Here is a 15,627-nt window from a genome sequence, read left to right as displayed (position 1 = left end):
TAGTAAATCCCCCTCTTTTCGGCAAAATATTATATGTAGATTATCAACTAGGAAACAGCATGTCAAGGAAGCAACAAACAGTTGCAATTTTTAGAAAATATAAAGAGAGTTGAGGAAGAAGATGAAAAGTTCAGGATGGAAGGATTTAAAACGTTTTTACTCACTAGAAACTTCCCAAAAGTTTCTATTTCAACAGTACGAGAAACGGAACATTCAGGATGCAAATCAACAAGCCTATAAAAACTGTGAACGATTTATTTACTTTTTAAAGCATGGCCATACATTTTATGACCAAGCCGCATCAGCTCCACTTGAACTAAAACCGATTTTATTATTTTATGGAATGGCACAGCTGTTAAAGGCATGTTTACTGACAGTAGATCCCGACTATCCATCTCAAACCTCTGTCTTAGCTCACGGTGTAACCTCAAGAAAAAGAAAGAAGCAACATTATCGTTTTAGTGAGGATGAAGTAAAGATTCAGCGAAACGGATTATGTATGCATGTATTAAAGCACTTATTTCATTTAAATGGTCTTGAAGATGAGCGATTTACGATGATCAATCTCCTTTCAAAAATACCTGAAATGGGTCACATTCTGGAGTTTCAAAAACAACCCTCTACTTTAGTGAAAGTAGAACAAGCAAATGGCATGTTGATTCAAGATCATATTCCCTTGCTCTATAACATGTCTGCCGAACGTTTTATTGAATATTTTGAGTTCCATACAACTTGGAAGCTTAAGCAACGAGAGGCTAAAAAACTAACATTTGATGTATTTTCAGAAGAAAACCCTGCTCTTGCTACTCACCTTCATTATGATTTAGAAATGAATCAATGGTTCATTCCATCAACACGAGATGCCTTTTTAGGGATTCCTGAGATCATCAGCCATTACTTGTTAATGTATAACCTCAGTATGATTGCCCGCTACGAAACAGAATGGTGGTACGAGCTTTTATCTCAATACATTAGTGATGATTATGTCATGATTGAACGTTATATGGAGATTGCAGAGGACAAGTTTCCGGCTTATATCATGATGCTGCTAGAAGAAAACACAAAAAAGACCAGTTCCGACTGGAACTGATCCTTTGAAAAGCTTGGCGGCGTCCTACTCTCACAGGGGGAAACCCCCAACTACCATCGGCGCTGAAGAGCTTAACTTCCGTGTTCGGTATGGGAACGGGTGTGACCTCTTCGCTATCGCCACCAAACCTGATGGAGAGAATGTTCTCTCAAAACTAGATAACAACGTTCATTTTTCACATTAGAATATAGGTTAAGTCCTCGATCTATTAGTATCTGTCAGCTCCACGTGTCACCACGCTTCCACCTCAGACCTATCAACCTGATCATCTTTCAGGGATCTTACTTCCTTGCGGAATGGGAAATCTCATCTTGAGGGGGGCTTCATGCTTAGATGCTTTCAGCACTTATCCCGTCCGCACATAGCTACCCAGCGATGCCCTTGGCAGAACAACTGGTACACCAGCGGTGCGTCCATCCCGGTCCTCTCGTACTAAGGACAGCTCCTCTCAAATTTCCTGCGCCCGCGACGGATAGGGACCGAACTGTCTCACGACGTTCTGAACCCAGCTCGCGTACCGCTTTAATGGGCGAACAGCCCAACCCTTGGGACCGACTACAGCCCCAGGATGCGATGAGCCGACATCGAGGTGCCAAACCTCCCCGTCGATGTGGACTCTTGGGGGAGATAAGCCTGTTATCCCCGGGGTAGCTTTTATCCGTTGAGCGATGGCCCTTCCATGCGGAACCACCGGATCACTAAGCCCGACTTTCGTCCCTGCTCGACTTGTAGGTCTCGCAGTCAAGCTCCCTTGTGCCTTTACACTCTGCGAATGATTTCCAACCATTCTGAGGGAACCTTTGGGCGCCTCCGTTACATTTTAGGAGGCGACCGCCCCAGTCAAACTGCCCACCTGACACTGTCTCCCTGCCCGATAAGGGCAGCGGGTTAGAAGGTCAATACAGCCAGGGTAGTATCCCACCGATGCCTCCACCGAAGCTAGCGCTCCGGTTTCCAAGGCTCCTACCTATCCTGTACAAGCTGTACCAACATTCAATATCAGGCTGCAGTAAAGCTCCACGGGGTCTTTCCGTCCTGTCGCGGGTAACCTGCATCTTCACAGGTACTATAATTTCACCGAGTCTCTCGTTGAGACAGTGCCCAGATCGTTGCGCCTTTCGTGCGGGTCGGAACTTACCCGACAAGGAATTTCGCTACCTTAGGACCGTTATAGTTACGGCCGCCGTTTACTGGGGCTTCAATTCGCACCTTCGCTTACGCTAAGCGCTCCTCTTAACCTTCCAGCACCGGGCAGGCGTCAGCCCCTATACTTCGCCTTACGGCTTCGCAGAGACCTGTGTTTTTGCTAAACAGTCGCCTGGGCCTATTCACTGCGGCTTCTCGGGGCTTTAACACCCTAAGAAGCACCCCTTCTCCCGAAGTTACGGGGTCATTTTGCCGAGTTCCTTAACGAGAGTTCTCTCGATCACCTTAGGATTCTCTCCTCGCCTACCTGTGTCGGTTTGCGGTACGGGCACCTCTCACCTCGCTAGAGGCTTTTCTTGGCAGTGTGGAATCAGGAACTTCGCTACTAAATTTCGCTCGCCATCACAGCTCAGCCTTCACGGGAAACGGATTTGCCTATTTCCCAGCCTAACTGCTTGGACGCGGATATCCAATACCGCGCTTACCCTATCCTCCTGCGTCCCCCCATTGCTCAAATGGTGAGGAGGTGGTACAGGAATATCAACCTGTTGTCCATCGCCTACGCCTTTCGGCCTCGGCTTAGGTCCCGACTAACCCTGAGCGGACGAGCCTTCCTCAGGAAACCTTAGGCATTCGGTGGACGGGATTCTCACCCGTCTTTCGCTACTCATACCGGCATTCTCACTTCTAAGCGCTCCACCAGTCCTTCCGGTCTGACTTCACTGCACTTAGAACGCTCTCCTACCACTGTTCGTAAGAACAGTCCGCAGCTTCGGTGATACGTTTAGCCCCGGTACATTTTCGGCGCAGAGTCACTCGACCAGTGAGCTATTACGCACTCTTTAAATGGTGGCTGCTTCTAAGCCAACATCCTGGTTGTCTAAGCAACTCCACATCCTTTTCCACTTAACGTATACTTTGGGACCTTAGCTGGCGGTCTGGGCTGTTTCCCTTTCGACTACGGATCTTATCACTCGCAGTCTGACTCCCAAGGATAAGTCATCGGCATTCGGAGTTTGACTGAATTCGGTAACCCGGTAGGGGCCCCTAGTCCAATCAGTGCTCTACCTCCGAGACTCTTACCTTGAGGCTAGCCCTAAAGCTATTTCGGAGAGAACCAGCTATCTCCAGGTTCGATTGGCATTTCACCCCTACCCACACCTCATCCCCGCACTTTTCAACGTGCGTGGGTTCGGGCCTCCATTCAGTGTTACCTGAACTTCACCCTGGACATGGGTAGATCACCTGGTTTCGGGTCTACGACCACGTACTCATGCGCCCTATTCAGACTCGCTTTCGCTGCGGCTCCGCATCTTCTGCTTAACCTTGCACGGGATCGTAACTCGCCGGTTCATTCTACAAAAGGCACGCCATCACCCGTTAACGGGCTCTGACTACTTGTAGGCACACGGTTTCAGGATCTATTTCACTCCCCTTCCGGGGTGCTTTTCACCTTTCCCTCACGGTACTGGTTCACTATCGGTCACTAGGGAGTATTTAGCCTTGGGAGATGGTCCTCCCGGATTCCGACGGAATTTCACGTGTTCCGCCGTACTCAGGATCCACTCTGGAGAGAACAACATTTCAGTTACAGGGCTGTTACCTTCTTTGGCGGGCCTTTCCAGACCTCTTCGCTTATATCGTTCCTTTGTAACTCCGTATAGAGTGTCCTACAACCCCAAGAGGCAAGCCTCTTGGTTTGGGCTGTTCCCGTTTCGCTCGCCGCTACTCAGGGAATCGCATTTGCTTTCTCTTCCTCCGGGTACTTAGATGTTTCAGTTCCCCGGGTATGCCTTCTCATACTCTATGTATTCAAGTATGGATACTACTCCATTACGAGCAGTGGGTTTCCCCATTCGGAAATCTCCGGATCAAAGCTTGCTTACAGCTCCCCGAAGCATATCGGTGTTCGTCCCGTCCTTCATCGGCTCCTAGTGCCAAGGCATCCACCGTGCGCCCTTTCTAACTTAACCATTTCTTACTTTAGAAAGAATCACTATGTGTGATGAACTTTGCATTGCATTCAATGTGAATGTATTACTTATTGTTATCTAGTTTTCAAAGAACACGTTGGTGGAGCCTAGCGGGATCGAACCGCTGACCTCCTGCGTGCAAGGCAGGCGCTCTCCCAGCTGAGCTAAGGCCCCGATTTAATAGAAGATGGTGGGCCTGAGTGGACTCGAACCACCGACCTCACGCTTATCAGGCGTGCGCTCTAACCAGCTGAGCTACAGGCCCATCTTTCATATCGAAGATATGATGTTGTAGGATCTTTTGCAAGTTCCTTCAAAACTAAACAAGACGAAAAACGTACGCTGCTCCATATATCCTTAGAAAGGAGGTGATCCAGCCGCACCTTCCGATACGGCTACCTTGTTACGACTTCACCCCAATCATCTGCCCCACCTTCGGCGGCTGGCTCCATAAAGGTTACCTCACCGACTTCGGGTGTTGCAAACTCTCGTGGTGTGACGGGCGGTGTGTACAAGGCCCGGGAACGTATTCACCGCGGCATGCTGATCCGCGATTACTAGCGATTCCAGCTTCACGCAGTCGAGTTGCAGACTGCGATCCGAACTGAGAACAGATTTGTGGGATTGGCTAAACCTTGCGGTCTCGCAGCCCTTTGTTCTGTCCATTGTAGCACGTGTGTAGCCCAGGTCATAAGGGGCATGATGATTTGACGTCATCCCCACCTTCCTCCGGTTTGTCACCGGCAGTCACCTTAGAGTGCCCAACTAAATGCTGGCAACTAAGATCAAGGGTTGCGCTCGTTGCGGGACTTAACCCAACATCTCACGACACGAGCTGACGACAACCATGCACCACCTGTCACTCTGTCCCCGAAGGGAAAGCCCTATCTCTAGGGTTGTCAGAGGATGTCAAGACCTGGTAAGGTTCTTCGCGTTGCTTCGAATTAAACCACATGCTCCACCGCTTGTGCGGGCCCCCGTCAATTCCTTTGAGTTTCAGTCTTGCGACCGTACTCCCCAGGCGGAGTGCTTAATGCGTTAGCTGCAGCACTAAGGGGCGGAAACCCCCTAACACTTAGCACTCATCGTTTACGGCGTGGACTACCAGGGTATCTAATCCTGTTCGCTCCCCACGCTTTCGCTCCTCAGCGTCAGTTACAGACCAGAGAGTCGCCTTCGCCACTGGTGTTCCTCCACATCTCTACGCATTTCACCGCTACACGTGGAATTCCACTCTCCTCTTCTGCACTCAAGTTTCCCAGTTTCCAATGACCCTCCCCGGTTGAGCCGGGGGCTTTCACATCAGACTTAAGAAACCGCCTGCGAGCCCTTTACGCCCAATAATTCCGGACAACGCTTGCCACCTACGTATTACCGCGGCTGCTGGCACGTAGTTAGCCGTGGCTTTCTGGTTAGGTACCGTCAAGGTGCAAGCAGTTACTCTTGCACTTGTTCTTCCCTAACAACAGAGCTTTACGATCCGAAAACCTTCATCACTCACGCGGCGTTGCTCCGTCAGACTTTCGTCCATTGCGGAAGATTCCCTACTGCTGCCTCCCGTAGGAGTCTGGGCCGTGTCTCAGTCCCAGTGTGGCCGATCACCCTCTCAGGTCGGCTACGCATCGTCGCCTTGGTGAGCCGTTACCTCACCAACTAGCTAATGCGCCGCGGGTCCATCTGTAAGTGACAGCCGAAACCGTCTTTCATCCTTGAACCATGCGGTTCAAGGAACTATCCGGTATTAGCTCCGGTTTCCCGGAGTTATCCCAGTCTTACAGGCAGGTTACCCACGTGTTACTCACCCGTCCGCCGCTAACATCCGGGAGCAAGCTCCCTTCTGTCCGCTCGACTTGCATGTATTAGGCACGCCGCCAGCGTTCGTCCTGAGCCAGGATCAAACTCTCCGAAAAAGTTCAAAACCGAAGTTTTGTTTTTCGCCAGTTTGACTGACTACCTATGATGTATCATAGGATTTTTTTATAAAAACTCGAATTAACAGGTACGTTTTGTCTTGTTTAGTTTTCAAAGAACTTGTTTGTCACTCTCTCAAAGCGACCACTTAAATATATCATATATCTCTATCAATAGTCAACATTTTTCTTGAAAAACATTTTATTTTTTTAAGAAGTTTTTGTTATGAAAGAGATAAAAAATAGAGCCTCTTTTTGCTCCTTTGAAAGATTAACACATATCTATGAAAAAAGCATTATAAACTTCAAAAAAAATCATGTTTTTTCAAAAAAAAATAAAGCCGGTGAAAAACCGGCTTTATCTTTACTCAGATTGCTCTTGATCTGACTCTACATTTTCTACGTTTTCTTCACTATTCTCTTCATCGTCTTCTGGTGATTGTTCTACTAATGCCACTGTAGCGACATGTTCATCATCACCTAGACGGATAAGGCGGACACCTTGAGTGACTCGGCCTGTTGTGGAGATATCTGAAACGGCCATACGGATGATGACACCACTACCTGTAATAATCATCAAGTCTTCTTCAGCTTCAGCGTTAGTCGCCTTCACTGCAACAAGCGGACCGTTGTTGTCAGTGATCTTGCACGTTTTCAGACCTTTACCACCACGGCTTTGGACACGATATTCTTTTTCAGGCGTTAATTTACCATAACCTTTTTCCGTTACGATCAATACGTTTGCATCTGGCTCAAGGATTTCCATTCCAACGACGATGTCATCCTCAGAAAGTGTGATCCCTTTAACTCCAGCTGCTGTACGTCCCATTTCACGAACATCTGTCTCGTCGAAACGAATGAGCATTCCTTTTTTCGTTCCGATGATAATTTGTTTTTCACCATTGGTTAAACGAACAGCCATCAATTCATCTTCATCACGTAGGCTGAGTGCAATCAAACCGTTGTTACGGATGTTTGCAAATTGAGACAATGACGTTCGTTTCGATACACCGTGTCTTGTTGTAAAGAAGAGATACGAATCTTCATCAAATTCGCTGACTGGAATAATGGCGTTTATCCACTCTCCCTTTTCTACTTCAAGAAGGTTAATAATCGGAATCCCTTTCGCTGTTCGTCCGAATTCAGGGATCTCATAGCCCTTCGCTCGATAAACCTTCCCTTTATTAGAGAAGAAGAGAATCGTATCGTGCGTAGATGTTGAGATCAGCTGTTCAACGAAATCATCTTCGTTGGTTCCCATTCCTTGTACACCTTTACCGCCTCTTTTTTGACTGCGGTATGTTGATGCAGGCAGGCGCTTAATATAACCATTATGAGTCAGTGTGATCACAATATTTTCAACAGGAATCAAATCTTCGTCTTCGATTGTTTCTATACCCGCTGTCACAATTTCTGTGCGGCGCGTATCATTGAAGCGTTCTTTGATTTCTGTTAATTCTTCTCTAATGATTTCTAGAACTTTCTCATTGTCTGCTAGAATGGCTTTCAATTCAGCAATCAATTCAACAAGCCCTTTGTATTCATCTTCTATTTTCTCTCTTTCTAAACCAGTCAAACGCTGGAGTCGCATATCGAGAATGGCCTGTGCTTGTTTTTCAGACAAGCTATAGTTTTCCATCAAACCATTTCTTGCAATTTCAGCAGTTTGAGAGCCTCTAATTAAGGCAATGACCTCATCTAAGTGATCAAGCGCAATTCTTAAGCCTTCTAAAATATGAGCTCTTGCTTCCGCTTTACGCAATTCATACGCCGTTCTTCGACGAATGATCACTTTCTGATGCTCAAGGTAATATTCAAGACATTGTTTGAGAGATAACACTTTCGGCTGTCCATCAACAAGTGCAAGCAAGTTAATACCGAAGGACGTTTGAAGTGTCGTTTGTTTATAAAGATTGTTTAATAGAACATGGACGTTTGCGTCTCTTCGTAGTTCAATGACAATTCTCATTCCATTACGGTCAGATTCATCACGAAGATCTGTAATGCCATCAATCTTTTTATCACGGACAAGATCAGCGATTTTTTCGATCAAACGAGCTTTGTTAACCTGATAAGGAATCTCGTTGATGACAATGCGCTGCTTACCACTAGATGTTTCTTCGATATTTGACTTTGCACGTAATGTAATAGAGCCTCGTCCTGTTTCATACGCTTTACGAATACCACTTCGGCCAATGATTTGTCCCGCAGTTGGGAAGTCTGGACCTGGAATGATGTCCATTAGTTCCTGTGTCGTCATTTCAGGATTTTGACTAATTGCCAATACCCCATCAATCACTTCACCTAGTTGGTGAGGCGGGATATTCGTTGCCATCCCTACAGCGATTCCAGTTGCCCCGTTCACTAATAAGTTCGGGAACCTAGCAGGCATAACGACTGGCTCTCTTTCACTGCCATCGTAGTTATCTTGATAATCAATGGTGTCCTTTGTGATATCACGCAGGATCTCCATCGAAATTTTAGAAAGACGTGCCTCGGTATAACGCATGGCTGCTGCACCGTCTCCATCGACAGAACCAAAGTTCCCGTGCCCTTCAACCAGCATATTACGATAGTTGAAATCTTGCGCCATCCGAACCATCGCTTCATATACAGCGCTATCACCGTGAGGGTGGTACTTACCGATAACTTCCCCAACGATACGAGCAGATTTCTTAAATGGTTTATCACTTGTCATACCTAGGTCATTCATCGCGTACAAAATTCTTCGATGCACGGGCTTCAATCCGTCTCGCACATCTGGTAATGCACGCGAAACAATAACACTCATTGCATAATCTAAAAAGGACGTACGCATTTCATGGCTAATATTCACTTCGCGTACATTCGGTGTATGTTGTTCACTCACTATAAGAACCTCCCTTTACGTATCACATGAAATAAATTATGTGGGAGTAAAATATGTATTTATCTTCACAAGACTATTCTCCATTATATCAATAATCTTGCCTTTATACACATTTATTTACTAGAAAATCAACGAAACGTAGAAAACCAGGACATTCGTTTCACGCCCCTGTTTCTTGAAAAACAACCTTATTCCAAACAAGAAATAAGGTTGCTCTCAAGGGGGATACCTATCTAAATATCAAGATTTTTTACGTATTGTGCATTTTCTTCGATAAAGTTACGTCTCGGCTCTACTTTATCTCCCATTAGCATTTCAAAAGTCTCATCAGCATCGATTGCATCCTCAAGTGTCACTTGAAGAAGTGTTCTCGCATCAGGATCCATTGTTGTTTCCCAAAGCTGAGTAGCATTCATCTCTCCAAGACCTTTATAACGCTGAAGTCCAGGTTTCGGTGTTTGAGGCAGCGTTTTTAACAGTTCATCTAGCTGTTTATCGTTATACACGTATTCAACACGTTTTCCTTGCTGTACTTTATATAAAGGCGGCTGTGCAATATACACATAACCGTTTTCAATGATTTCACGCATGTAGCGATAGAAGAATGTTAGGAGTAGCGTCCGTATATGCGCTCCATCAACATCAGCATCAGTCATGATCACAATTTTGTGATAACGTGCTTTCTCTAAAGTGAAGTCTTCTCCGATTCCAGTCCCTAGCGCTGTAATCATTGAACGAACCTCGTTGTTAGATAAAATTTTATCTAGTCGGGCTTTTTCAACGTTTAGGATCTTCCCTCTTAACGGTAAGATCGCTTGGAAATGTCGATCACGACCTTGCTTAGCAGATCCGCCCGCAGAATCTCCCTCTACGATATAAAGCTCAGAGATGGAAGGATCTTTAGAAGAACAGTCTGCCAGTTTCCCAGGCAAGCTAGAGACTTCCAGTGCACTTTTACGTCTTGTCAGCTCACGTGCCTTTTTGGCAGCCATTCTTGCACGAGCTGCCATCACACCTTTCTCCACAATTTTCTTTGCAGCATCAGGGTTCTCTAAGAGGAATTTCTCAAGTGCTTCGGAGAAGAGGGAGTCGGTAATGGTTCTTGCTTCTGAGTTACCGAGCTTTGTCTTCGTTTGTCCTTCAAATTGAGGGTCTGGATGTTTGATAGAGATAATGGCTGTTAAGCCTTCTCGTACATCTTCTCCGCTCAAATTCGAGTCACCATCTTTGAATACGCCATTTTTACGAGCATAATCATTGATGACACGCGTCAGACCGGTTTTAAAGCCAGCTTCGTGTGATCCACCTTCATATGTGTTGATGTTATTGGCGAAAGAATAAATATTGCTTGTATAGGAATCGTTGTATTGCAGTGCAACTTCAACGGTGATTCCGTCTTTTTCACCCTCGATGTAAACTGGTTCTTCATGAACGACTTCCTTCGAGCGATTCAAATGTTCTACATAGCTCTTAATACCGCCTTCATAGCAGTATTCGTTTCTTCGTTCTTTGCCTTCACGTAAGTCTTCAATGATGATGTTGACGCCTTTTGTTAAGAAAGCTAACTCACGTACACGGTTAGCAAGTGTGTCGTAATCAAATTCAATGGTTTCAGTGAAAATTTCTGGATCTGGCACAAAATGAGTGGTTGTCCCTGTTACATCTGTTTCACCGATGATCTCTAAATCTCCAACTGGAACACCGCGTTTGAATTGTTGATAATGAATTTTTCCATCACGGTATACAGTCACGTCTAAGGTCGTAGATAACGCATTAACAACAGATGCCCCTACACCATGCAGACCGCCAGATACTTTATAACCGCTGCCGTCAAATTTACCACCAGCGTGAAGAACCGTCATAATGACTTCTACAGCAGGACGTCCCATTTTTTCGTGAATCCCAACAGGAATTCCGCGGCCGTTATCTTTCACTGTGATGCTATTATCTTTTTCAATTTGCACTGTAATGTCTGTACAATAACCAGCTAAAGCCTCATCAATACTGTTGTCGACAATTTCCCATACAAGATGGTGAAGTCCTTTTGCACTGGTTGACCCAATGTACATTCCTGGACGTTTTCTAACCGCTTCTAGTCCTTCGAGCACCTGTATCTGATTTTCATCATAACTATTATGTTGCTGTTCCATTGCCACGTACATTCACCTACACTTTTCTTAAACGATATATTTATATGAATTGAGCTTTTAGACTTCAATTTCAATCACAAATGAAGCACGTTTTTTGAGCGTGCTTGAGGAAAGAGGAGAGTAATACACGGATTCAGTTGTGACGACGATGGATTTGGGTGTCCCTTGTGACAACGAAATGATTTGTTCTTCTTGTTTTTGAAGAAATTCCTCTACAACAGAAGATGACCTCATTTTGTAATCAACAATTGCGACAATCTCTCGTGTAGAAACAACACAATCATCACCTAAATGAATATACAAGACTCACACCTCATTTATCAGTCAATTACTTTTCCACTGGCTACTCTGAAAATTTCCGCTTCTTTCAGGGTGGCGTGATCGATGCCTTCAACACTCGTAGTGGTGACAAAGGTCTGTACACGTCCCTGAATGGTATGGAGCAAATGAGACTGTCTGTAATCATCAAGTTCAGATAAAACATCATCGAGTAGAAGAATTGGGTATTCACCGATTTCTTCATGAATCAGATCAATTTCTGCCAGCTTTAGTGAAAGAGCTGTTGTTCTTTGCTGCCCTTGAGAGCCATATGTCTGAACATCCCGACCATTCACAAAGAAAAGAAGATCATCTCTGTGAGGCCCCCATAGCGTCACCCCTCGGTCTATTTCTCTGTCTCTTAGTTTCTGAAACGATTCTTCATAGCTATTTTTTATTTTCGACAAGTCTGACGCTTCTGATACCTCTATGGCCGTCTGGTATTGGAGCGTGAGCGTTTCCAGCTCTCTTGAAATCCCAAAATGCAGCGGCTGCGCCCATTTTTCGAGCTGTTTCGTAAAAGTCAGTCGTCTTTTGACAACCTTCGCTGCCGCATCAATCAACTGCTCTGTTAAAATCTCCAGCATCGCTTGATCCATTTGCTTTCTTGTTTGCAATTGTTTCAAGTAATGATTTCGCTGAGTGAGGATTTTTTGATAGAGCGATAAATCATGCAAGTAGACAGCAGACACTTGTCCAATCTCCATGTCGAGGAATCTTCTGCGGATTTGCGGGCTACCTTTCACAAGGCTGAGATCCTCTGGTGCAAACATGATGGTGTTCAAGGCACCAACATAATGACTGAGTTTCTGTTGTTCAATGTGATTGACCTTGCCCTTTTTTCCTTTTTTTGAGATCACGAGCTGCATGGGGAGTGGACCATTTTTTTTGATGACTCTACCTTCTATTTTAGCATAGTCTTCGTCCCATCGGATAAGTTCTTTATCATTTGACGTACGATGAGACTTTGCCATCGACAATACATAGATCGCTTCCATCAGGTTCGTTTTACCTTGGGCGTTCTCACCAATCATCACATTCACCTTATTGTCGAATTGAAGCTCGGTGTGTTCATAGTTTCGGTATGAAGTTAACGCCAGACTTTGAATGTACATGTATTGTCACCCGTTTCTAATTCACAACTTGAAATGTGCCGTGACCTTCTATCTCGACAACATCACCTGGGTATAATTTGCGTCCCCGTCTATTATCTGGCTCTTGATTGATGAACACCTCATGTTCACTTAAAAACCACTTCGCCATTCCACCAGATTGAATGACTTCGGCTAATTTCAAAAACTGCCCTAATGTAATCATTTCTGTTTCAATCGTTATCAGATTAGGCATTGTATCGACCTCTTTCAATATCACTAATATCTAATTGTACTAAAAAACAAGACAAGAAGGAAAGGGGGAAAGCGAACTGGGATGAAAGAAAACAGAGGAAACGAGGAAAAAAGCTGCTGTGCGCTCACACAGCAGCCATTTTAGACCAAATTAATACGTTCTAACTGGAAGAATCAATTGCAAAATGGAATCATCATTTGGCGTGCGTAATAGGAATGGTCTCATTGCGCCAGTGAAACTGACATGAATCTCTGTTCCCTCTAATACTTTTAAAGCATCAAGCATATATTTCGGACTGAAAGAGATTTTGAGATCCTCCCCTTTAATGTCATCTGCTTGCACCGTTTCAACTACTTTACCGATTTCAGGCGAATTAGAAGAAATTTCAAGGCTTTGCGCAGGATCAGCAGAAAGCTTCACAACGTTGTTACGCCCTTCTCTTGCTAAAAGTGACGCGCGATCAATCGCTTGAAGGAATTCTTTCGTATTCACCACTACATCCGTTTTACTTTCTTGCGGAATGAGGCGAGCTGTATCTGGGTAATTACCATCCAGCAATCTTGAGAAGAACAGCACGTTCTGTGCTTTAAAGAGAACCTGTGTCTCCGTAATGACGATGCTCACAAGATCTTGTCCATCATCAAGAATTTTACTTAGCTCTGTTAAACTCTTTCCAGGAATGACCACATTGTACGAGCTTTCCTCGTTAATATCCAACTTCGCTTTTCTTAAAGCCAGGCGATGGCTATCCGTTGCTGTGCATATTAATTCACCTTTTTCAACCTTCCAGTTTACACCTGTCAAGATAGGACGTGTTTCTGAGGTGGACACTGCGAAAACCGTTTGACGGATAAGGTTTTTAAGCAAATCTGTTGGAATTTGAAAAGCATGATGCTCTTCAATTTGTGGCAGATGCGGATATTCTTCAGCATCTAAGCCGTTTAAATTAAATTCTGCTGAACCAGAGCGGATGATGGTTAGATGATTTTGTTCTACCTCAATTTCGACAGTAGACATAGGCAGTTTCTTAACGATTTCGCTAAAGAAGCGGGCTTGCAGCACAATACTTCCTGGTCGATCAATTGTAATGACTTCTAAATCTCCATCTCTTTGAGGAATAAAAGATTCGATTGAGATATCAGAATCGCTCCCTGTGAGAGAAACCCCTTCGTCAGATGCAACAATTTTAATCCCTGTCAAAATAGGAATCGTTGTTCTAGAGGATACGGCCTTTAATACATCTTGGACACTTTCAACAAGACGATCTTTTTGAATCGTGAATTTCATAGTGGTCCTCCTAATTTTTCTTAATGACATGTATATATATTTATTTAATAAAAATCGTAGAAGTACTAGTAGGGCTTGTGAATATGTGGATAAGTCAGTAGAAAGAAAGGAAAGACAGCCTATCCACATGTGGACAGACTGTGTATGACTATGCTCTAGTTATTCACATTTTCCCGTACTTATCTTATCAGCTTGATTATTTTAGTTGTTCTTTGATCTCTTTGACATGCTGCTGAAGCTGTTCATCTTCAACGATTAATTTTGAAATTTTCTCATGAGCATGAATGACGGTCGTATGATCTCGTCCACCAAATTCTTCTCCGATTTTAGGTAGAGAGGAATCTGTCATTTCTCTAGAGAGATACATCGCAATTTGTCTTGGATAAGCAACTGATTTCGTACGTTTCTTCGCTTTGAAATCTTCTAATCGAATATTAAATTGCTGCCCTACAATTCTTTGAATATCTTTAATTGTAATCACCTTAGGTTTTGATGAAGGAATGATGTCCTTTAGGGCTTCAGCTGCTAGATCAGCATTGATGTCTTTATTAATTAAAGAAGAGTAAGCAACGACACGAATCAAAGCACCTTCCAGTTCCCGAATGTTGCTGTCGATTTGATTGGCAATATAAAGCATGACTTCATTCGGAATGTCTAAACCTTCTGCTTTTGCTTTTTTACGTAAGATCGCAATACGCGTTTCTAGATCTGGCGGGGTAATGTCTGTAATTAAGCCCCATTCGAATCGAGAGCGTAATCTGTCTTCAAGTGTCGGAATTTCCTTTGGCGGCCGGTCACTAGAAATGACGATTTGCTTACTTTCTTCGTGAAGTGTGTTGAATGTATGGAAAAACTCTTCTTGTGTTTGTTCTTTTCCTGCTAAAAATTGAATATCATCTATCAAAAGCACATCTACATTCCGATAGCGATTACGGAAATCGACTGCTTTGTTGTCCCGGATTGAGTTGATAAATTCATTAGTAAATTTTTCAGATGATAGATAGACCACTTTGGCTGATGGATTATGGTCGATGACGTAATGACCGATCGCATGCATTAAGTGAGTCTTTCCTAAACCAACGCCCCCATAAATAAAAAGCGGGTTATATGCTTTTGCTGGTGCTTCTGCGACTGCAAGTGAAGCGGCATGAGCAAAACGGTTGCCTGAACCAATAACAAAAGTATCAAATGTATATTTTGGATTCAGCATATTTTGTGGAATTTCAACGGGTTCTTCTTTCGACATTTTTTTGATTGGAGATTTTGGCATGGCTTCCTCTTCGTCCTGATTTTGAGGAATGATAAATTTGATGCTGAGCTCTTCGCCTGTCAGTTCATAGATGGTATCTGCAATTAAGTGAAGGTATCTTGACTCGAGCCAGTCTCTTGCAAATTCATTAGGTGCAGTAATAGTCAGCGTATCTCCTTGAAGAGAATGGGCTTTAGTGGACTTCATCCATGTTTCAAAACTAGGTTTGCTCAATTTTGTCTCTATTTTTTGAAGTGCTTTATTCCACAGATCTAAAATATTTTCCAT

General features: G+C 44.2%; 8 protein-coding genes, 2 tRNA genes and 3 rRNA genes. 1 reads left to right on the top strand and 12 read right to left on the bottom strand.

From position 1 onward, the window contains the following. The first annotated feature begins 121 nt into the window (after nucleotides 1–121). A complete protein-coding gene (locus NST01_RS00065; RefSeq protein WP_046342789.1) occupies nucleotides 122–1,090 on the top strand; it encodes a YaaC family protein in 969 nt (322 codons plus the stop codon). Nucleotides 1,091–1,101: 11 nt separating this feature from the next. On the opposite strand, the gene rrf is transcribed toward NST01_RS00065, so the two are convergent. From rrf to dnaA, 12 genes are all read right to left on the bottom strand, one after another. Continuing rightward, a 5S ribosomal RNA gene (gene rrf, locus NST01_RS00060) occupies nucleotides 1,102–1,217 on the bottom strand. 61 nt (nucleotides 1,218–1,278) lie between these two features. Further along, nucleotides 1,279–4,209: ribosomal RNA gene (locus tag NST01_RS00055) — 23S ribosomal RNA — on the bottom strand. A gap of 98 nt (nucleotides 4,210–4,307) precedes the next feature. Next, nucleotides 4,308–4,383 (bottom strand) — tRNA-Ala (locus tag NST01_RS00050). A gap of 14 nt (nucleotides 4,384–4,397) precedes the next feature. Further along, a tRNA-Ile gene (locus NST01_RS00045) sits at nucleotides 4,398–4,474 on the bottom strand. Between the two features lie 96 nt (nucleotides 4,475–4,570). Beyond that, nucleotides 4,571–6,119 (bottom strand): 16S ribosomal RNA (locus NST01_RS00040). The 16S, 23S and 5S rRNA genes sit together here with 2 tRNA genes alongside, the layout of an rRNA operon. A gap of 364 nt (nucleotides 6,120–6,483) precedes the next feature. Then, a complete protein-coding gene (gene gyrA / locus NST01_RS00035) occupies nucleotides 6,484–8,988 on the bottom strand; it encodes a DNA gyrase subunit A (protein WP_008347605.1) in 2,505 nt (834 codons plus the stop codon). A 233-nt stretch (nucleotides 8,989–9,221) separates the two neighbouring features. Beyond that, complete coding sequence (gyrB, locus tag NST01_RS00030; protein WP_025206585.1) at nucleotides 9,222–11,138, bottom strand: DNA topoisomerase (ATP-hydrolyzing) subunit B; 1,917 nt, start codon at nucleotides 11,136–11,138, stop codon at nucleotides 9,222–9,224. Between the two features lie 57 nt (nucleotides 11,139–11,195). Beyond that, entirely contained in the window at nucleotides 11,196–11,441 is a 246-nt protein-coding gene (remB, locus tag NST01_RS00025; RefSeq protein ID WP_008360920.1) for an extracellular matrix regulator RemB, read from the bottom strand. 17 nt (nucleotides 11,442–11,458) lie between these two features. After that, a complete protein-coding gene (gene recF / locus NST01_RS00020; protein ID WP_224558917.1) occupies nucleotides 11,459–12,571 on the bottom strand; it encodes a DNA replication/repair protein RecF in 1,113 nt (370 codons plus the stop codon). A 16-nt stretch (nucleotides 12,572–12,587) separates the two neighbouring features. Then, nucleotides 12,588–12,803, bottom strand: coding sequence for a S4 domain-containing protein YaaA (yaaA, locus tag NST01_RS00015; RefSeq protein ID WP_008347598.1), 216 nt, complete (start codon nucleotides 12,801–12,803; stop codon nucleotides 12,588–12,590). A gap of 150 nt (nucleotides 12,804–12,953) precedes the next feature. Then, entirely contained in the window at nucleotides 12,954–14,090 is a 1,137-nt protein-coding gene (gene dnaN / locus NST01_RS00010) for a DNA polymerase III subunit beta (RefSeq protein ID WP_008347596.1), read from the bottom strand. A 196-nt stretch (nucleotides 14,091–14,286) separates the two neighbouring features. Continuing rightward, nucleotides 14,287–15,627 carry a chromosomal replication initiator protein DnaA gene (gene dnaA / locus NST01_RS00005; RefSeq protein WP_008347594.1) on the bottom strand — a complete coding sequence of 447 codons (1,341 nt, stop codon included), beginning with the start codon at nucleotides 15,625–15,627 and terminating at the stop codon, nucleotides 14,287–14,289.

The organism is Bacillus sp. FSL R7-0166, assembly GCF_038008935.1.
In the GTDB taxonomy this organism is placed as follows: domain Bacteria; phylum Bacillota; class Bacilli; order Bacillales; family Bacillaceae; genus Bacillus; species Bacillus altitudinis.
The sequence above is the reverse complement of the archived record's forward strand: the minus strand, read 5'-3'. Positions and strand labels throughout refer to the sequence as shown.

What these genes read in the sequence shown, in the direction of transcription:
- dnaA (WP_008347594.1), bottom strand. Translation starts at nt 15,627, where the DNA reads ATGGAAAATATTTTAGATCTGTGGAATAAAGCACTTCAAAAAATAGAG.
- NST01_RS00065 (WP_046342789.1), top strand. Translation starts at nt 122, where the DNA reads ATGAAAAGTTCAGGATGGAAGGATTTAAAACGTTTTTACTCACTAGAA.
- dnaN (WP_008347596.1), bottom strand. Translation starts at nt 14,090, where the DNA reads ATGAAATTCACGATTCAAAAAGATCGTCTTGTTGAAAGTGTCCAAGAT.
- recF (WP_224558917.1), bottom strand. Translation starts at nt 12,571, where the DNA reads ATGTACATTCAAAGTCTGGCGTTAACTTCATACCGAAACTATGAACAC.
- yaaA (WP_008347598.1), bottom strand. Translation starts at nt 12,803, where the DNA reads ATGCCTAATCTGATAACGATTGAAACAGAAATGATTACATTAGGGCAG.
- gyrB (WP_025206585.1), bottom strand. Translation starts at nt 11,138, where the DNA reads ATGGAACAGCAACATAATAGTTATGATGAAAATCAGATACAGGTGCTC.